The 20,219-nt window shown below is 32.2% G+C and carries 19 protein-coding genes; 1 reads left to right on the plus strand and 18 read right to left on the minus strand.

All coding sequences use genetic code 11. The annotated features are described in order from the left end of the window. Nucleotides 1–64 precede the first annotated feature (64 nt). The 7 genes from CCE28_RS01795 to CCE28_RS01825 all read right to left on the minus strand — a co-directional run bounded on the left by CCE28_RS01795 (nt 65) and on the right by CCE28_RS01825 (nt 9,214). Nucleotides 65–532 (minus strand): acyl-CoA thioesterase, encoded by a 468-nt coding sequence (locus CCE28_RS01795; RefSeq protein ID WP_095130350.1) that lies wholly within the window; start codon nt 530–532, stop codon nt 65–67. An 83-nt stretch (nt 533–615) separates the two neighbouring features. Next, nucleotides 616–2,571, minus strand: a complete 1,956-nt coding sequence (locus tag CCE28_RS01800; protein WP_095130352.1) for an NAD(P)/FAD-dependent oxidoreductase — start codon at nt 2,569–2,571, stop codon at nt 616–618. A 290-nt stretch (nt 2,572–2,861) separates the two neighbouring features. Continuing rightward, complete coding sequence (locus tag CCE28_RS01805) at nt 2,862–3,383, minus strand: hypothetical protein (protein ID WP_207652837.1); 522 nt, start codon at nt 3,381–3,383, stop codon at nt 2,862–2,864. Between the two features lie 147 nt (nt 3,384–3,530). Continuing rightward, nucleotides 3,531–4,688: an acetyl-CoA C-acyltransferase gene (locus tag CCE28_RS01810; RefSeq protein WP_095130356.1), complete on the minus strand. Its 1,158-nt coding sequence runs from the start codon at nt 4,686–4,688 to the stop codon at nt 3,531–3,533. A gap of 16 nt (nt 4,689–4,704) precedes the next feature. Continuing rightward, nucleotides 4,705–7,044 (minus strand): 3-hydroxyacyl-CoA dehydrogenase/enoyl-CoA hydratase family protein, encoded by a 2,340-nt coding sequence (locus CCE28_RS01815; RefSeq protein ID WP_095130358.1) that lies wholly within the window; start codon nt 7,042–7,044, stop codon nt 4,705–4,707. 76 nt (nt 7,045–7,120) lie between these two features. Next, on the minus strand, nt 7,121–8,407 hold the full coding sequence (locus CCE28_RS01820) for an acetyl-CoA hydrolase/transferase family protein (RefSeq protein WP_095130360.1): 1,287 nt from the start codon (nt 8,405–8,407) through the stop codon (nt 7,121–7,123). An 18-nt stretch (nt 8,408–8,425) separates the two neighbouring features. Continuing rightward, nucleotides 8,426–9,214, minus strand: a complete 789-nt coding sequence (locus CCE28_RS01825; RefSeq protein WP_095130819.1) for an enoyl-CoA hydratase/isomerase family protein — start codon at nt 9,212–9,214, stop codon at nt 8,426–8,428. 426 nt (nt 9,215–9,640) lie between these two features. Here CCE28_RS01825 and CCE28_RS21995 point away from each other — a divergent pair, with 426 nt between their 5' ends. Beyond that, nucleotides 9,641–9,805: a hypothetical protein gene (locus tag CCE28_RS21995; RefSeq protein ID WP_176461600.1), complete on the plus strand. Its 165-nt coding sequence runs from the start codon at nt 9,641–9,643 to the stop codon at nt 9,803–9,805. Between the two features lie 149 nt (nt 9,806–9,954). Here the strand turns inward: CCE28_RS21995 and CCE28_RS01830 are convergent, their stop codons facing one another. The 11 genes from CCE28_RS01830 to xerD form a co-directional block, all read right to left on the minus strand. Further along, nucleotides 9,955–11,235: an FAD-dependent oxidoreductase gene (locus tag CCE28_RS01830; protein ID WP_095130362.1), complete on the minus strand. Its 1,281-nt coding sequence runs from the start codon at nt 11,233–11,235 to the stop codon at nt 9,955–9,957. Then, entirely contained in the window at nt 11,228–12,190 is a 963-nt protein-coding gene (locus tag CCE28_RS01835; RefSeq protein ID WP_176461601.1) for a sulfide/dihydroorotate dehydrogenase-like FAD/NAD-binding protein, read from the minus strand. The genes CCE28_RS01830 and CCE28_RS01835 overlap by 8 nt, the downstream gene beginning before the upstream one ends. Nucleotides 12,191–12,258: 68 nt before the next feature. Then, the gene (locus tag CCE28_RS01840) at nt 12,259–13,410 is read right to left on the minus strand and encodes a D-alanyl-D-alanine carboxypeptidase family protein (RefSeq protein ID WP_095130366.1); all 1,152 of its coding nucleotides are present in this window, start codon (nt 13,408–13,410) and stop codon (nt 12,259–12,261) included. Between the two features lie 150 nt (nt 13,411–13,560). Next, a complete protein-coding gene (locus CCE28_RS01845) occupies nt 13,561–13,971 on the minus strand; it encodes a MazG nucleotide pyrophosphohydrolase domain-containing protein (protein WP_095130368.1) in 411 nt (136 codons plus the stop codon). An 87-nt stretch (nt 13,972–14,058) separates the two neighbouring features. After that, nucleotides 14,059–14,523 (minus strand): GerW family sporulation protein, encoded by a 465-nt coding sequence (ytfJ, locus tag CCE28_RS01850; protein ID WP_095130370.1) that lies wholly within the window; start codon nt 14,521–14,523, stop codon nt 14,059–14,061. A gap of 4 nt (nt 14,524–14,527) precedes the next feature. Continuing rightward, nucleotides 14,528–15,040 (minus strand): DUF2953 domain-containing protein, encoded by a 513-nt coding sequence (locus CCE28_RS01855; RefSeq protein WP_095130372.1) that lies wholly within the window; start codon nt 15,038–15,040, stop codon nt 14,528–14,530. Nucleotides 15,041–15,141: 101 nt separating this feature from the next. After that, nucleotides 15,142–15,666: an SMC-Scp complex subunit ScpB gene (gene scpB, locus CCE28_RS01860; protein WP_095130374.1), complete on the minus strand. Its 525-nt coding sequence runs from the start codon at nt 15,664–15,666 to the stop codon at nt 15,142–15,144. Between the two features lie 3 nt (nt 15,667–15,669). Next, nucleotides 15,670–16,413, minus strand: coding sequence for a segregation and condensation protein A (locus tag CCE28_RS01865; RefSeq protein ID WP_095130376.1), 744 nt, complete (start codon nt 16,411–16,413; stop codon nt 15,670–15,672). A 187-nt stretch (nt 16,414–16,600) separates the two neighbouring features. Next, complete coding sequence (locus CCE28_RS01870; RefSeq protein ID WP_242972870.1) at nt 16,601–17,764, minus strand: D-alanyl-D-alanine carboxypeptidase family protein; 1,164 nt, start codon at nt 17,762–17,764, stop codon at nt 16,601–16,603. A 186-nt stretch (nt 17,765–17,950) separates the two neighbouring features. Further along, nucleotides 17,951–19,117 (minus strand): phosphopentomutase, encoded by a 1,167-nt coding sequence (locus CCE28_RS01875; protein ID WP_095130822.1) that lies wholly within the window; start codon nt 19,115–19,117, stop codon nt 17,951–17,953. A gap of 137 nt (nt 19,118–19,254) precedes the next feature. Beyond that, nucleotides 19,255–20,136, minus strand: coding sequence for a site-specific tyrosine recombinase XerD (gene xerD, locus CCE28_RS01880; RefSeq protein WP_095130378.1), 882 nt, complete (start codon nt 20,134–20,136; stop codon nt 19,255–19,257). Nucleotides 20,137–20,219: the final 83 nt, after the last annotated feature.

The following is a 20,219-nucleotide window of genomic DNA, read 5'->3' on the forward strand; positions in this document are numbered from 1 at the left end:
TCTATATGCTATTTTTCATACTAGGTCCATCATTATCAAAATTTCATTGATCCTTTATTCCTATCTATTTATTCCTTTTTAACTTATATGATTCATATCTTTTTTTACCTTCTTCAAACATCATCTTTTCTTCCTCTGTACTTAACACAAGTTTTGGAACAGTCTTCGGTTTACCTTCATTATCTAAAGCTACCATAGTAAAATATGCTGATAAAGCCTTTTGAGGTGGTATACTCTTTTCTAAATCTTCTACTTCAACTGTTACACTCACCTCCATAGAAGATTTTCCTACAAAAGCAATTTCAGCAGTACAGGTTACCAAGGCTCCAATAAAAATTGGCAAATGAAATTGTAGTTCATCCACTCTAGCAGTTACAATATTAGATCTAGCATATTTTTTTGCTGCTACATATGCAACAGAATCCATAAATTTCATAATTTCTCCACCATGAATATTTCCTGCTATATTTGCTTGATTTGGCAGCATAACTTGACTCATAACTACTCTCGTGTCTTTAATGCTATTGCTCATTTTAATCCCTCCTAGTAATACTATTGCAGACATTTTCTATGTGTTATAAGCAGGTAAATCTATATCTATAAAGTGATTCTAAATTATAGATTACATGCTTCTGTATATCCAGCTTCAACAGCTTGTACAATTCTTCCAAGCTCATTTGCATCTCCAATAATTTTTACATTTTTAAAGTTATTTTTTAATTCCTCTATCATTTGATTGTTTGATCTAGTCCCTAATGAAAGAATTACATGATCTATTTCTTTTTCAATCAATTCATTAGTTTTTAAGTTTTCAAGAACAATTTTTTCATGGGTAATCTCCTGTAGTTTATGACTAGGAAGCATTTCTGCTTTATGCTTCATCAGTTTCATTAATACATCCATACGATTTGGTGCATAAATACCCTTCCCAATTTTATCTACCATTTCAACGATTGTAATTTCATTTCCTCGTTCTGCTAAAAACTCGCCTGTCTCAAGTCCTGTCATACCTGATCCGATTACAACAACCTTTTTTCCTTCGAATTTTACTTGACCTTTTAATATTTCTGGTACCATATGCACATTTTCACCCTTTACACCATCAATTGGCGGAACAATAGGGCTAGATCCTGCTGCTACAAATACTGCATATGGATTTAATGCTCTTATTTCTTCCACAGAAGCTTCTGTATTTAATCTTATTTCTACGCCTAATTTTTTAAGCTCTGCTAACTCATAATCTATAAACCATGTGATCTTTTCTTTTTTAGGAGGTTTATTAGCAAGCTGTAATTGTCCACCTACTTCATTTTCTTTTTCAAATATTACAGGCTTAAATCCTCTCATGGCTAATACTCTAGCTGCCTCCATCCCACTAGGTCCTGCTCCAATAACTGCAACGACTCTTCCTTCACCATCTTTTTTAAGGTCCTTAATTTTTAATTCTCTACCAGCTTTCGCATTTAAAGAACATGCTATAGGTTTGTGATATGCAACACTTTCTATACAAGTTAAGCAGGATATACATTTTCTAATATGATCATCTCTACCTTCTTTTCCCTTATCTACCCATGCAGCATCTGCTACTAACCCTCTACCTAAAGCTACAAAATCTGTAACTCCATCTTCTAATAATTGTTCTACAAATGTTGGCTCTCTTAAAACACCTGCTGCAATAACAGGAATATTTACAGCTTCTTTGATTGTTTTCGCTAAATGTTTTCTCCAACCTTGTTCATAAGAAGTAGGCTCAATTACTGTATGGGAAGTAATATAAACACCTGAAGATACATTCATCACATCAATTCCTAGTGTTTCTAAATATTTAGCAATCTTAACGCCTTCTTCTAATTGGATTCCCTGTTCTTTAATACCAAACTGTTTTAAGAATTCATCTACTGAAACTCTTACACTGATTGGATAATCTTCTCCACAGGCCTCTCTAATGCCCTTGATGATTTCAGCAAGAAATCTCATTCTATTCACAAAGTTTCCACCATATTCATCTGTTCTTTTGTTTGAATAAGGACTTAAGAATTCATTAAGTAGATATCCATGGGCAGCATGTAATTCCACTCCATCTACATTAGCAGACTTTAGTCTTACAGCTCCTTGTACAAAATCTTTAACTAAACTTTTTACTTCCTCTGTTGTTAATGCTCTTGTTTCTTCTCTACAAACTACACAAGGGATTGCACTAGGACCAACAACTGTGTTTCCTTCGTTTATGTTAGAAAAAGTTTGTCTCCCTGGGTGAGCTAATTGTATAAACACTTTTGCACCATGTTTATGCATAGCTTCTGAAAATTTCTTTAATGGTTCTATATGCTCATCTTTTGTTATGGCAAGCTGAAAAGGTTCCATTGTTCCATGTTCTTCATTTATTTTTGTTGCTCCTACGATGATCAGCCCTACACCATTTTTTGCTCTTTCTTCATAAAAAGCAATAACTTCCTCTGTTAATGCCCCATCTCTTTTTGCCATTCCGGGACTCATTGGCGACATAACCACTCTATTTTTTAATGTTAAATTCCCTATTTTACCTTCTGAAAATAAATTTTTGTATTTCATTATTATCCTCCTACTTAAGTTGTCTGTTGTTAATTTTTAATTACATATGGATTACCTAGTTCATTAACTTCTACATTATTACCTTCCAAAATTCATGCCAATTCTAATATGCTGAAAAAACTAACATCCAAGGAGTTAATAAGTACAAAGATTGCACATGTTGTGCAATGTTGGTCCTATTTACATTTACAGATAGAAAAATACCAGCTAATTATGTTATCCTCTATTAACCCCAATATATATACTGGTAGGAGGATAACATATGCTGGAATTTTATATAGCATACTATTTTAATGTGTTGCCTCTCCATCATGGACACCATTCTTGTTCATCATTCTTACAATTCCGTATATTCCACTAATACATAATGCACCACCTAAGAAATGAATTCCTAGCCACTGAAAAGTATGTGCAGGCACTTCTTTAAGATGTAATAATGCTAAAAGAGCATACGTAAATGTAACAGGGTTGAATAAAAATCTAGCGATTGGTCCTAAACCAATAATTACGAAAAGTACGATGCCTATAAGCATATAAAATGCTATTTCTCCTCCAACAATTGGAGCCAAAACACTAAGAATTATTGGCATAGTATATCCTATAGAGAGACCCATTGCTCCTGCACCAAAAATTGTCTTTAAACTACTAGTATCGAAATGAACATTAAAGAAAAAAATAACTGCTAAAAATGCTGGCCACTTATCATGTATGTGTAGCTTCGTTAAAATCACGGTACATATTACAAGCCATACTACCATTAATGTAGTTGTTATAAGGTGTTCCTTGGTTATTCCTTTTGGCATAGTAATCATCTCCTTAAAAGTATATATTTTATGAATTAAATCTTTTTCTTAACTTAAATATTAGATTAGAGTTTTCTACACTTAAGATTTTCTAAAATCAAGTGTAGAATTGAATTCAGAGCATCATAATAGATGGGCCAGGTTCATGACTAAAATTTACTTAACAAGCTCAAATACACCTGCAGCTCCCATGCCGCCGCCAATACACATACTTACAATCCCGTACTTGACATCTCTACGTCTCATTTCTGAAAGAAGTTTCGCTGTTAAGAATGAACCTGTGCATCCTAATGGATGTCCTAATGCAATAGCTCCTCCATTTGGATTTACTTTTTCAGGATCAAGACCTAGTTCATTGATGCAAGCAATAGCTTGTGATGCAAATGCTTCATTTAACTCATACTGATCTATATCTTCCATATTAATTCCTGCAATTTTTAATGCCTTTGGAATGGCTTTTATTGGTCCAATTCCCATCACTTCAGGATCTACCCCTGCAACAGCAAATGATCTAAATATGGCTAAAGGCTTAACCCCAAATGCTTCTGCCTTTTCTCTTGACATGAGTATCACTGCTGCTGCACCATCACTCATTTGAGATGCATTTCCTGGTGTTACAGTACCATTTACTTTAAATACTGTTCTTAGCTTAGCCAATCCTTCCATGCTTGCATTTGGTCTAACACCCTCATCTTTATTGAAGATGAATGTTTCATTATTTTGATTCACTGCTTCTACTGGAATGATTTCGTCATCAAATTTTCCTTCCGCTTGTGCTTTTGCTGCTCTTTTGTGACTTTCTACTGCAAATTCATCTTGCATCTGACGTGTTACATTGTATTTCTCTGCAACTTTTTCTGCTGTTAATCCCATAGACATGTATGCTTCTGGTCTGTTTTCCATAAGATATGGATTTGGGGCAATGATGTTTCCTGACATAGGAACTGTACTCATAAATTCTACCCCACCAGCTAACACAACATCTGCTTGTCCAGCCATAATACTATTCGCTGCCATAGCAATAGTTTGTAGTCCTGATGAACAAAATCTATTTACAGTCTGACCTGGTACGCATTCTGGTAATCCAGCTCTTAGGGCCACAATTTTCCCTAAGTTATATCCTTGCTCTGCTTCAGGAAATGCACATCCTAGTACAAAATCATCAATTTCCTCAGGATTTAATTGTGGAACTTTATTTAAAACGCCATTAATAACTTGAGCTGCAACATCAGCTGGTCTTGTATATTTAAGTTTTCCTTTTGGCGCCTTTCCAATAGGCGAACGGCCAAAAGCTACGATTACTGCCTCTTTCATATTGTTAACACCTCCATTAATTTCTTAGAGCCTTACCTGTTTTTAGCATGTGTTCAATTCTTTGTAATGTCTTTTCTTCTTTACAAAGACTAACAAAAGCTTCCTTTTCTAATTGAAGAATTTGTTCCTCTGTTACTAAGGCGCCATTGGCAACATCTCCACCTGTTAGTACATAAGCAACTTTATTTGCAATATGTGCATGATATTCAGTGATAAATCCTCCTCTTGACAGGAAGTCTAGATTAAACTGGATAGCAGCTCTTCCTGTAGTACCTAATACACAAACTGGCTTCTTTTCTAATGGTCTAAACCCCCTTTCAGCAAGATAAAGAACTGTACGTTTTCCTTCATCAATAAGATAATCTTTACTCATTACTACTTGATCTGCCTCTCTTATAAATCTCTTTTTCATTCCATCATGGGCACTACTTGATACTTTTGCCATAACAATATTTTCCCAAGCTTTACGCAAATTTGTTATAACTTCACCTGTAGGTGCTTTGTCTAAGCCTTCCATTGTGCGCATTAATAATTCTTTCGTACCACCACCTGCTGGAATAAGCCCTACACCAATTTCTACTAATCCCATATAAGTTTCAGCATGTGCTGCTACTTTATGGGCATGCATAGCAATTTCAAATCCTCCACCTAGGGTCATGCCATATGGTGCAGCAACTACTGGCTTTTTACAATACTTCAGTGCCATATTTGCCTTTTGTAAGCCCTCTACCATCTTTCCAATAGCTTCAAAGTTTTTATCAGCAGCTAATTTCCCTACAACTGCAAGGTTTGCACCTACTGAGAAGTTTTTGCTTTGATTTCCTATGACTAATCCCTTGTAGTTCTTTTCCACCTCTTCTACAGCCATCAGCATCATTTCAATCACATCATCTGTTATTGAGTTTCCCTTTGTTTTAAAGTTAAGGCAAAGAACGCCATCACCAAGGTCTACTAAAGCTGCACCTTCATTTTCTTTTACAACTTTATTTTTAGCAGATGAAAGGGTGATATAAGGTGTTTCAATACTAGCTTCATCATAAAACTTTGTATTTCCAGCTGCTAATCTTTCTTCAATCCACTGAGGAATCGTTTCTCCTTCTTCTTTCATTTTTTTCACAGACTTTTCAAATCCGATTGCATCCCAGATTGCAAAAGGTCCTAATTCCCAGTTGTAGCCCCACATCATACCATTATCGATTTCTTTATAATCATCAGCGATTGTTGGTACGTTATTTGCACTATATAATAATGTGCTCTTGATTATTTCCCAAGCAAATTTGCTTTCTTCTGCTTCTCCATAAACTAATGTTTCTAGAGGATTTGCTGTTTTCTTTACTTCTTCAACAGCTTCAACTTTTACTTTTGGTAATTCAATATACTCTTCGTTTTTGTAATCCCACATAAGGGTTTGTTTCCCTTTTTCTGTCTTAACTTTCTTATAGAAACCTTGTTTTGTTTTATCTCCTAATTGTCCGTTGTTGATTAATGTTTGTACAAAGGCAGGTGATGTTAATGCTTCTTTTTCTCCTGCATCATCAATAGCATTGATAGTGTTATTTGCTACATGGGCATATATATCAATCCCTACCATATCTAGGGTACGGAATGTTGCACTCTTAGGTCTTCCTACAATAGCACCTGTAAGTTGATCTGCTTTTGTCAAATCGTATCCATATTTTTCTGTAAGTTTTACAGCTGTTACCAATGCATGAGATCCAATACGATTTGCTACAAATCCTGGAGTATCCTTTGCCATAACAACCCCTTTACCTAATCTCTTCGTTCCAAATTCCTTCATGAAATCTACTACTTCTTTAGAAGTATTATTTCCTGGAATTAATTCAAATAACTTCATGTAACGAGGTGGGTTGAAGAAATGTGTTCCCATAAAATGTTGTTTGAATGCTACTGGTAAATCTTTTACGATTTCATTGATAGATACACCAGAAGTATTCGAACTTACAATGGCACCGGCTTTTGTGTATTCACTGATTTGTTTCATGAAATTCTTTTTAATTTCTAGGTTTTCAACAATTACTTCAATGATCCAGTCACAATCCCTTAGCATATGCATATTGTCAGTAAAGTTACCTACCTGGATCATATTTCCCATATCCTTGTGATAAATTGCTTTGTTTCTAGGATTAGTAACTCTATCTTTACCTGCTTGTGCAATACGATTTCTAACCTGTGGATTTTCTAAAGATAATCCCTTTGCCTTTTCTTTTTCTGTCAATTCCCTTGGCACCACATCTAAAAGACATACTGGAATACCAGCACTTGCTATATGAGCTGCAATACCTGCACCCATTACACCAGAACCAAGCACTGCTACTTTATTAATGTTATAGTTCATTAAACGTCCCCCTCTTTCTTTGAAAATATAAGATAAAGACCTAAATATTTTCAGATCTTTATCCAAACAATATACCTTACTCTGTAATTAAACCTGCTTCTATGGCTTGTTTTCTTAATTCATCTCTAAAATCTGGATGAGCTATAGCAATTAATGCATTTACACGTTCTTTAATAGGTTTGTTGTATACATCTGCTACACCATATTCAGTTACTATATACATAGCATCACTTCTAGGTGTTGTAATGGCTGCTCCTTGAAGAAGAACAGGATTTATTTTAGATACTAACTTACCATCTTTATCTTTTGTCACTGATGCTAAACACATGAAACTCTTTCCACCTTTAGACAGTCCAGCACCTCTTACGTAATCTAATTGTCCTCCAGTAGAACTGATTTGTCTAAATCCTACAGACTCAGAACAGATTTGTCCTGTTAAATCCACCATTAAACATGCATTAATAGATATAAAATTATCATTTTTTCCAATTTCATAAGGATCATTTACTGTATGCATAGGAGCTAATTCTACTTTACCTTCACCTACAAATTCATATAATTCTTTGCTACCTAAACCTAATCCAGCATAGATTTTTCCATTGATTACACCTTTTTTAGCTAAATGTACCATTGAATCCGTAAACATTTCTGTATGAACAGATAAGTCTTTCTTAGACTCTAGTCCATACCCTACTGCATTGGCTAATCCACCAAGACCAATTTGAATCGTTGCACCATCAGGTATTAATGGTAAAAGATGTTCTGCAATTTTTTTATCTGTTTCTGATACTTCTGGTTGTGGTAATTCAGGTAACTCATGGTCAAATTCACATATATAAGCTACTTCACTTACATGGATTCTATGTTCTATTCCCTTAACTTTTGGTTGATGCTTATTCACTTGAAGGATGATTTTATCTGCTGTATCAGCAGCTGAGCCGTTAAAAGCAACCCCCATAGGTCCATAATACATATATCCTTCTTCATCTGGCATAGACACATCCGCTAATAGGACATTAGGGTTGAACTCAGCCATTACTTTGTCCATTTTTGAAAAATGTGCTGAATTTATATTTACATTTCCAACTTTATAAAAAGCTTTACTATATCCACCATAGAAAATAGTATGATAATTTATTCTTCCTATATATTTTGGAGATTGTAAGAATTTAAACGGATGTAATGCCATAGCTGACATGAAATCTACATTTTCTAATTCGTCAACACGATCAGCAATGGCCTCTAATAATTGAATAGGTGCTGATGAACAAGGTCCAACCCAAGCTTTATCTCCCGATTCAATTTTTGCTGCCGCTTCTTCAATTGAAACAACCTTATTTTCGTATATTTTTTTCCAATCCATAGTAAAATCCCCCTCTAATTATTTACCTTGAAATTTAGGTTTTCTTCTTTCTACAAAGGCTTTAACACCTTCTTTAAAATCTTCAGTATTTGTGCATTGAACCTGATATTCTGTTTCATTATCTAGGGCATTTTCAAATCCTTCGAATGCTGCTCTATTTATAAGAACTTTCATTTTTCCTAATGCTATACTTGGTAAAGCATTAAGCTTTTTAGCAAATTTCAAAGTAGTTTCTTCTAAGTTTTCTTGAGGTACTACTTGATTAACCAATCCTAATGATAGTGCTTCATCTGCACTTACAGGTCTTCCTGTCATGATTAATTCAGTAGCTCTAGCAGCTCCTAACATACGTGTGAGTAAGAAAGTCCCACCCATATCAGGAATTAGGCCAATGTTTATAAAGGCTTGTATAAATTTTGAATTTGCTGCAGCAATACGAAAATCACAAAGTAAGGCAAAATTAAATCCAGCCCCAGCTACTGGTCCATGGACAGAAGCTATTACAGGCTTTCTTATGTTACGGATTTTTAATGCAGTCATACCAACTTTACGTACAAGGGGAGCCAGCCTCTGCTCACTACCTTCTAAGTTTTCTAACATCTTTCCAATATCTCCACCTGCAGAAAATCCTTTTCCTTCACCAGAAATAACTACCACTTTTATAGTTCCATCATCTGCACACATATCTAGTGCAACCATTAAATCATCTAACATTGGTTCATCTAGTGCATTTAAGTTTTTTGGACTATTCAATATAATTGATGCAATCCCATTTTCTTGGGAATATTTGATCTTTTTGAATTCCATAAGTTCTCCTCCTTCTTCTCTAGTTATACAATTATTATCATTTGAAAATAATAAAGCTTTATTTTTCTCATGAATGAAATATAAGGATTCTGTAATTGTATTGATTTCCAACTTACGCATTATATTAAAGCAAAAGTTATGCCAATTTTATTTACCCTTAATAACTAGCTTTCATGCAAATTCCATATGCAGAAATTTCACATGTTGTGCAATTTTCGTACGAAATAATCACATATTATTTATTGTGAACTCCTCAGTATTGTTTCTTATGGATGGTTTTATTTAATTATTTTGTTTACTAAAATCACTTTGTATACTTATTAATCCTATCGGAAGTATTAATATGAAAATGAATGATTTTATGTACTTAACACATACTAATACTGTAGTTCTTGGTACACATCTACAAATCTAAGGAGGATTATTATGACGCAAAAATCAAGAAAGGGCATTGTGGGGAAGAAAATTCCTACTACTAACCATAGACAAGATGTTGGCGCTGGTATAAGTTTTACGGCTGAACATGTTTTTACTTCTAAGGAAATTGAGAACCTTGCTGATAAGGAATTAAGAGAAGAAGGTTTAAAATAAAGTCTATGTTTTTTATTATTCATAAAAATATACAAAATTGGACTTACATATGGTAAGTCCTTTTTTTACAATATATAGCTAACTGATGTAATTCAATAGAAATTTTCATAAGTATGGCTACCACCGTATGGTGATAGCCTAAATTAAATTTATAGTATTTTTTCATCGTATATATTTAATAATCCTAATTTTTCTATTTTATTTTTTAACATATCTTCATTTAAAATATATAGACCTAGCATTTTCATCCTTTCAAAGTATATGGACCCAGCAAAGGTATATCTCTTTCTAAGACCATTAACAGAATTTCTCATGTGATTTTCATGGGATATTATATCTCCTATTGCAATGTTTGTGGGTAGCTTTAATAGGGGTAGACCACAAATTAGTCGTACACTATTGTGTCCTGCTAATGCTCCTGTAGTTATGGCCTCTGTATGGCCCACAAATAAACCTGATTTTTCTCCTCCACATAGCAAATTATCCACATTTAAAACTCTCATAAAATTGTCCCTCTGAGCTATAGATAAATACCTAATAGAATTTCCTATACCTCCTGAGTATGGATCTTCATATCTGGCATTCTCAAGACCCTTTATCTTTCTAAGTTTATCTAATGGATAATAGGGTGACATTAATTTTGCATGGCCTGTATCTAATAATATTACATTTTGTGCATATTCCTTTAGGGCATATTGTTGACATACTTTAATATCTAATTTATTCATGTTTATATCATCTTCATTAACTGGTAGTACAACTACTCCCTTTTCATCTAATTCTTTCCTTACTTCATCACTTAAGGATTCCTTATTCAATTTACAGGATCCACTAAAAGCTCCACATGTACCATCATTTCGTTCTCCCATTTGATCTTCATTCCCAGTCTTTGCACTAATACTTACCCTTGGACCAAAGGTGGGACATCTTAATATACACATGGCACATCCATTACCATACTTGCTACAGTTTCCCATGCCTCCTGCACTTCCTGTAGTTTCTACAAATACATCTCCATATATAATTTCATCATTTTGAAGTATTATTCCTATAATTTTATTTTCCTTCATTTCTATATTAATAGCTCTACTTTTTAACTTTATTTCTATATCCATTTCTTTTAAAAGCTTTCTAACCTCTGGTTCTACCCTTGATACATCATATAGATTTGCATGTTTATGTCCTGGGAAATCCAGTTTTTTATGTGTTGATACCCTATCCGTTATTTCAAACAATTCCCAATTACCAAGTAATATATTTTCTTCTGCCGCCGTATGTCTACCGTTATTTCTCATAATACCGCCCACATTACCAAGTCCCAATAACATATCCGTTCTTTCTATTATAGTTACTTGAGCTCCTGCCTTTTTAGCACTTATGGCTGCAGATACACCTGCCCATCCACCGCCAATTATTACGACCTTACTCATTTGGTATCCCCCTTTCTATTATTTCCTGAGGTTTTACCTGTGTCTTGCACAATTTCACTAAATTCCCATGTACATCTTTACTAGTACAAGATCCACAAATTCCTTCTCCACAACATATTTTAGAATTATTTAATATGACAAAGGCCATTTTATTTTCTTTCGCTATAGGATACATTCTTCTACTAAAATTATCAGACCCGGAAGAATATAATATATCATATCCTTCTTTTGCCATACCTTTTAATATATCTATGTGGTTTTCATCTTTCAAATTCATTTTTTTTATAGTACAGTCTAAATTCTCTATATATTCTTCCATAAATTCTTCTTTTCTTCTTCCATAGTCAACTATGAAAGTAACCTTGTTATCATTCTTTATCAAATACTTAATAGTGTTTATAGCAGGTGCTATACCAGCTCCTCTACTTACTACTAATATTTTCTTTCCTTTAGCCTTTTTTAATTTCTTAAGACCTATTAATCCATTAAAATAAGGGCCTCTAACTACTATATTATCCTCTATATTACTTAAAGTCTTAGTTTTAGAGCCTAGTATTTCTATTAATGTGTATACACATGACTCTTTCTCATTTGTATCCATGATAGACATGGGAGCACTAAAGTATTCTGGACTATTATTATCTTTCAACATTAAATAAGATCCTGGATGCTTGAGATCTTTAACTATTTTTTTATCTAGTTTAATTTTTAACAAAAAAATATCTTCCATAATATTTTTCTTGTCTAATACTTTAGCTTGAAAATTCTGCCGTTGCTCTTTTCTTTTATTTTGATTCCAAATATAATTTTGGTATATACATTGGCCAGTCCAAATGCATTCACAGATTTTCTTGTTTTGAAGATGGGAGCATAGTATACATTCACCTACTTCTGCTAGATAACATGGACAGTACTCACCACCTGCATCTACGCAATCATAATTTTTTATAACCACCATTTTCCCTCCTATCCAATAAAAAAATACCCTTATAAATATAGGGTATTTTCTTTCACTCTGTTTTGTTACAAATTCATACTCATTATTTTTTCTTTAAAGTAATTTGTAATTTTATTTTGTATTTTTTCCACTTCTATGTCTTCTCTACTTATTATATCTGTAGTACCTAATAATTTATCATTTAAGTACACATTAGCTTGCCCTAAACATTGCCTTCTTTTAATTGGAGCTTGTATATTTTCATCAATTTCTATTATAGTTTTAATTAGTTTTTCTTCTCCTTCTTTTAAAGGCACCACAATATTATCCTTATATACTAAATTTGTATATTTTTTTTCTCCATTAGAAATAGTAACCTTTTTAGCTATTTTATCTTTTGCAAAGACTTCGGTTCCATTAAAATTGTCAAATCCAAAATCCAACATTCTAAAACAGTCGTTAAACCAGTTTGGATCATTTAGTACTACTGCAATCAATTGCATATTATCCCTAGTAGCAGAAGTTACTAAACATCTTCCAGCTGCTTTTGTATATCCTGTTTTGACTCCATCTCCACCCTTATATCGACTTAGTGTTTTATTTTTATTATAAAAATATTTATGACCTTCTCTTTCTGCCACCCATAACTTAGTTTTAGTTACTTCTCTAAAAGCATGATTTTTTAAAGCTTCTCGTGTTATTAGAGCTAAATCATAAGCGGTAGTATAATGTTTGTCATGATGGAGACCGTTTGGATTCATAAAGTTAGTATTCTTAGCACCTAGCCTTTTTGCTTCACTATTCATCATATCTACAAATTGATCCACAGATTTTCCAACATGGTGAGCTATGGCTACAGCTGAATCATTTCCTGACCTTAACATTAAACCATATACTAAATCTCTTAATAATATCTTTTCACCATGTTGAAGATAAATTGATGACCCCTCTACCCCAACTGCCTCTGTAGGAACTTTAACATAACTATTCAAGTCTCCATTTTTTATAGCTAAAAGTGCAGTCATTATCTTAGTAGTACTAGCCATAGGCATCTTAGTGTTTATGTTTCTTGCATATAATACTCGTCCTGTAGATCGATCCATTAATATGGCACTACTAGCAGATAGGGGTACTTCTAATCCAAAGGAATTAGTGCCCATTAGCACTAAAAAACACACTGTTAACAGTGCATATTTCTTTAACCTTAAAAATTTTGATATTAAATTTCTATGTCTCATATTTATCACTCCAAAAGGTAATCTTAATATTATTATCTACCCTTGGATATAAAAATATGAGTTTATAAAAGTATTCATCCTGTCCAATTTTTTCTATAGTAGTTGATTATTTATAAATATATTTATAACAACTTCATAATCTTAGGATGGTTATATAGATTTATTTTCATATATAATTTCACAACCAAACTCCTTGGCAATCTTTTCAGCTTCCTTTAAATCTTCTTCACTCCAAACATACCATCCACCTTTTACATTATTGTCTACTAAAATCTCTACTTTATCCTTTTTAAATATCATAACCTTTTTATTTCTAGAGTTCATTTGCTTTATTTGATTTGTTATAGCCTCTTCCACATCCACATCCATAACTTTAAGAGCAATAAATAAACAGGATAATGCATCTTCCAATTCCCTTTTAGCTTTGTTAATATCTCCTTTAATTAAAGCTTTCATAGATTCTGCCACTTCTTCATTTAAGTGACTTATGGCCTTTTTAGGGTCATCAGTAGTATACTTCCTATTTTTCCATATCAAATCAATAGCTTCTTTAATTTCCACTTATATTCCCCCTCATGTACTCTTAGATATAATATATCATATTTAAGGTTTTCATTGAGAAAAAAATATTCTGTAGGGAAATTTCCCTTACAGAATAATGTCATTTTCTTCTTCTTTTTTATCATCTTTTTTTACCATGTCTTGAATTTTGTCTAAAAGTTTAGGCATGAAATTCATAACATTATCCAATATACTAGCATTTTGATCTACTGGCATTAATTTCATCTCATCATTAGAAACTATCATAAAGGCCACAGGTTGTACAGAGACTCCAGCTCCTGAACCACCACCAAATGGAAGTTTATCTTTTTGATCTTTACCTTGTGAATTATCCTCTTCTTCATTATCTTGACTATCTTCTTCCTTATCTTTCTTTTGTTTTTCATATTCTGCTCCTCCTGATACAAATCCAAAGGATACCTTTGATATGGGAATTACAACAGTACCGCTTGGAGTTTCAACAGGATCACCTACTATGGTATTTACATCTATCATTTCCTTTAAACTTTCCATGGTAGTTTGCATTAAAGCTTCAATAGGGTATTGTGCCATTTTTTCACTTCCTTTTTAATTTTATTCTTGCCATAATAATGTAAATAATCCTCACTCTTATATTACATTGTAATAAATTGTCTATACTTATCTTTGTATAGGAGGGAGTAGTTAAAAATATTAAGTTTTTATAGTCTAAATTCCTTTTTATTAATATTTTTATGTTTTCCTTAATTGCAATAATTATTCCTGAAAAAATGGCTGTATATGCCGCATCACCTGTTCCCACTTCCGTTTTCCATATAAAATTGTCTAAACCTGTTTTTTGTACAACATATTTCACCATATAATAAATATTTTCTATTTCCACTTCACTTTTGGTCTTACTCTCTTCTTTCCACCTGTTCTCTATCTCTTCTCTTATGTCTAAACTCTTCTCTATAGTTTTAAATGGTACCTTAATAGTTACATTAAAATCATATCTATTATTTCTAAAGGTTATCATGATTTTTATTGGTATAAACAAAATTATTATTAAACATGTAAATATGATTCCTCCCAATATAAAAAATCTCAAATAACCACCCCCATACAAAGTTATTATTTGAGTATATTTTTTCCATTTTCTTAATAATTACTCTCAATATACAAAAAAAGCACGAAAATAATCTCGTGCTTCTAAGTTCCTAATTCTTCACTTTCTAAAGTTGGTAATGCTTCCAAATTATTTATACCAAAAGATCTTAAAAATTCATCAGTAGTTATATATAGTATGGGCTTACCTGGCTTATCAAGCCTTCCATTTTCACATATTAAATTTCTATCTAACAGGGTGCTTATAGCCTTATCACTCTTTACACCCCTTATTGCCTCTATCTCTGGTCTAGTTATAGGCTGTTTATATGCTATTATTGATACGACCTCTAAAGCAGCCTGAGTGAGTCCTTTATTTTGTGGTGGAGTACATAATTTTTGTATGTATTCATAGTTTTCTTTATTCGTTGATAATTGAAATTTGTTATTTACCTCTATGATTTGTATACCCCTATTTTCCTTTTCATAGGTATTTTTCATATCTATTATGACTTTTCTCACATATGCAGGTGATAGCTCTAAAGTTTTACTTATTAATTTAATATCTAATGGTTCACCCCATACAAATAAAAATGATTCAATTATGGATTTTACTTTTTCCTCCTTCACAACTTACACCTCTTTACTTACTTTTCTCAAATGTATTTTCTCAAATGCTTTATCTTGTTCAACACGTATTACCTTTAATTTTATTAACTCTAATATGGCTAAGAAAGTCACTACTAATTCAGTTCTCGTATAGAAATCGGAAAATAATTCTTCAAACTCCATTTTGACACTTGTTTCTAATTTTTCCCTTATGTATTTAAGTTTATCTTCAATGGTTATTTCTTCTCTTTTTAAAATTTGAATATCTATGTTTATATTTTCTTCTTTTTTCTTTCTTTTTAATATATTTTCAAAGGCCTCTTTCAAAACATACAATTCCAAATCAAGGGGTTCATAAACATCTCTTATTATATATTCATCTATTTGTTCTTGTTCCTTATAAAATGTTTTCTTATATAGATTTTGCCTATCTTTTAAGTTTAAGGCGGCTTCTTTAAACTTTTTATATTCTATAAGTTTTAAAATTAATTCTTGCCTAGGGTCTTCTTCTAAGTCTAGTTCTAATTGAGTTTCTTTCTTATTTGGCAATAGCATTTTTGACTTAATTTCCATTAAAGTTGAAGCCATAACCAAAAATTCGCTAGTTATTTCTAAGTCAAATTTTTTCATTTGATCAATGTATTCAATATATTGCTGAGTTATATTAAAAATAGGTATATCGTATATATCAACTTTAGCCTTTTCTATTAAGTGAAACAATAGGTCAAGGGGTCCTTCAAAAGATTCTAGTTTGAGATTTAGTGCCATAGTCTCACCTCTTAAATTATTTATTAATGAAATTATATACGATACCCATTATACCATATTTTCTACTATCCTGTCCCCATTTCACCCTCATAAAACCCCTATAAGTCAAAGATACTTTTTGACTTATAGGGGTTTTGTAATTAATATTAAATATTTTAATTGTAAAGCCTTTTTATAAAAGACTTTTTTATAATACATTATCACTTAGTCGAGTAAATATATCTAATACATTGGCTTTTTTAACATCTTTTTCTGCTACTAAATCTATCTTTGTTATTTCTTTTCCATTTAAAGATAAGGATATATATCCTACCTTACTACCAGCTTTTAAGGGAGCCTTTATACTTTTTTGTATTACAATTTCCTTATGGACTTCCTTTTCTTGACCTTTTTTTACTATAGTTCCCACATTATCCTTTGCAATAACATTTATATTTTCTACCTTACCTTTATCAACCTTTATTTCTCCCATTACTTGATTTTTCTTAGCCACATTCACCATACTATAGTTCGAGAATCCATAATTTAACATTTTGCTAGCTTCAGCAAATCTAATTTTTGACGTAGGACTACCTAATATTACGGCGATTAAATTGAATCCATTTTTTTTAGCTGAGGCTGATAAACAGTATTTTGCATCAGATGTATAACCTGTTTTTATACCATTGGCCCCTTTATAGAATCTGATTAATTTGTTAGTGTTAGTAAGTTGTAATACAGTCTGTTTCTTGTTAGGTAATCCCACTGTAAGGGTATCCATCCATATGGTTAACCATTTATGTATCTTAGGATGCTTTAACAATTCTTTGGACATTAAAGCAATATCATAGGCTGTTGTATAATGTCCTTCTTCTGGCAATCCATTAGTATTCATAAACTGAGTATTATTCATTCCCAATTCTCTAGCTTTATCATTCATTCTTTTGACAAATACTTCTTCTGACCCAGATATGAACTCAGCCATAGCCACACATCCATCATTTGCAGATGCTACTGCAATGCCTTTCATTAGTTCTTCTACTGTTCTGATCTCTCCTGGTTCCATATATAGCTGACTTCCCCCCATACTAGAGGCGTGTTCACTTATAGTCACCTTATCTGTTAAAGCTATATTTCCTGAATCAATTTCTTCCATAGCAATTAGCATAGTCATTATCTTTGTTACACTAGCTGGAGGCAATTTATCATTAGGATTCTTTTCATAAATGACCTTTCCACTCACCGGATCCATTAAAATAGCAGACCTGGCCTCTACATCAAAGGGATTTGCCCATACTAAACTCATTTGTCCAGTAAATATTAACATAAATAACATTATATAAATGACTATTTTTATTGAATATTTTTTCAAATTTCTCCCTCCTTAAGCATGATTTTAATTTTAGCTTTTCCACCCATTAATATACTTATTCAATAGGTTGTTGAATAATTAAAGTTTTTCTCAAAAGTAACAAGTTATTTTTATTAAAAGAAAAAAATAAGAGATATGAAAAAGATTTTCATCTCTTTCATATCTCTCCATATTACATTTCTTTCACTATAGGATTATATCTTTAAAACTCTCTCCATTTTTAGGCATTTTCGTATCTAATATATCTGCTATAGTCGCTCCTATATCGGCAAAAGATTTTCTAATACCTAGATTAACTCCAGATTTAACATTCTTTCCATATACTAGTATAGGAATATATTCTCTAGTGTGATCTGTTCCCTTATAAGTAGGATCATTTCCATGATCTGCTGTTATTATTAATAGATCATCTTCTTTTAGGCTTTCTAATATTTCTGGCATTCTTTTATCAAATTCTTCCAAAGCTTCCTTGTAACCTTCTACATTTCTTCTATGTCCAAATTTAGCATCAAAATCTACAAGGTTAGTAAAGATAATACCTTTACTATCTCCCTTTAGATATTCTATAGTCTTATCTACCCCATCCATATTGCTCTTAGTATGAGCAGCTTCTGTCACACCTTGTCCATCAAATATGTCCTCTATTTTTCCAACTGCAATTACATCCAATCCTTTTTCCTTTGCAAAATCAAGGACAGTTTTATCAAAGGGCTTTAATGAGTAATCCTTTCTATTGGCAGTTCTCGTAAAATTGCCTACTTCCCCAAGGAATGGTCTAGCTATGACTCTTGCAACTTGATCTTCGCCTCTTAGCATTTCCCTAGCAATTGAACAAATTTTGTAAAGTTCCTCAAGTGAAATTACATCTTCATGGGCTGCCACTTGGAACACACTATCAGCTGAAGTGTATACTATAGGATCTCCTGTTTTAACATGCTCTTCTCCTAGTTCCTTAATTATTTCCGTTCCTGAAGCAACCTTGTTTCCTAATACTTTTCTGCCTATTTTTTCTTCAAATTTTTCTATTATATGTTTTGGGAATCCATCTGGGTATGTTTGAAATGGTTCTTCTATCTTTAAACCAACGATTTCCCAATGTCCAGTGGTAGTATCTTTACCCTTTGAAATTTCATCAGCCTTACCATAGGCTCCCTTTGGATTAGAAACTTTATCTATATTTTCAATTCCATCTATATTACCTAGCCCTAACTCTACTAAATTTGGTAAATTAATTCCGCCGCACTCCTTAGCTATATTTTCAAGAGTATTAACACCCTCATCTCCATAGGATTTTGAATCTGGTAATGCTCCTACTCCTACGCTGTCTAATATTATTATAGTTGTTCTATTAATCACCTTATTGCCTCCTTTGTTTTCTATTACGAATATTATACCCATTAATTTATAAACTAATTGAGTAATGTAAAAATTTTAATTTTCTATGATCCATATTAATAAAGTGAAATTCATTTATATATTTTTTTTAAAATTTATGCCCTAGGGTGGGCCTTTGTATAAACTTCATTAATCTTTTTACTATTTATTAAAGCATATATATTAGTGGTAGATATATCGGAATGACCTAACATTTTTTGTATAGATTTTAGATCTGCCCCATTTTGTAGAAGATGTATTGCAAAGGAATGTCTGAGAACTTGAGGAGTAATGCTTTTTTCGATTTGAGCATTGTGGGCATACTTTTTAATTATCTTCCAAAATCCCTGCCTTGACATGGGATTTCCTTGAACATTTACAAATAAAGCATCTCCATCTTCTTTCACCATATAGTCCCTACAATTTTCCAAGTAATTTTTTAGTGCTTCCAGAGCCATAGAACCCATTGGAATTATTCTTTCTTTATTACCTCTATTGCACTTTAGGTAACTCATACTTAAATTCACATCTTCTAAGTTTAATTCTACCAACTCAGAAACTCTAATTCCCGTTGCATATAGTAGTTCTAACATTGCTTTATCTCTAATTCCCTTTTGGGTATTGGTTTTAGGTTGATCTAATAAAAGCTCTATTTCTTCAATAGTTAGAATTATGGGAAGTTTCTTTTCACCTTTTGGAGCTTCTAAATTCAAAGTGGGATCTTTAGATACATGCCTTTTAGAAAACAAATATTGAAAAAAAGATCTTATAGAAGCTAAATTTCTAGAAATAGTAGAAGTTGCTCTTCCAACTTTCTTTAAATGAATCATATAAGTTATTATATTTGTCTTTGTCACATCATCTATATTCTCTATTTTCATAGTGTTTAAAAAAACCATAAATTGGTATATATCTCTTTTATATGAATCTAAAGTGTTTTTGGATAATTCTCTTTCATTAGTTATGTAATCTATAAAATTCTCAACATACTCATTCATAAACTTGTCCCCTTTTATCTTATATGTATTTTCCTATATATTTATTTTATTAAATATTTATCTATTTCACAAAATTTTTTTAT

Origin of the sequence: Anaeromicrobium sediminis (genome assembly GCF_002270055.1) — a bacterium.
Classification (GTDB): Bacteria; Bacillota; Clostridia; order Peptostreptococcales; family Thermotaleaceae; genus Anaeromicrobium; species Anaeromicrobium sediminis.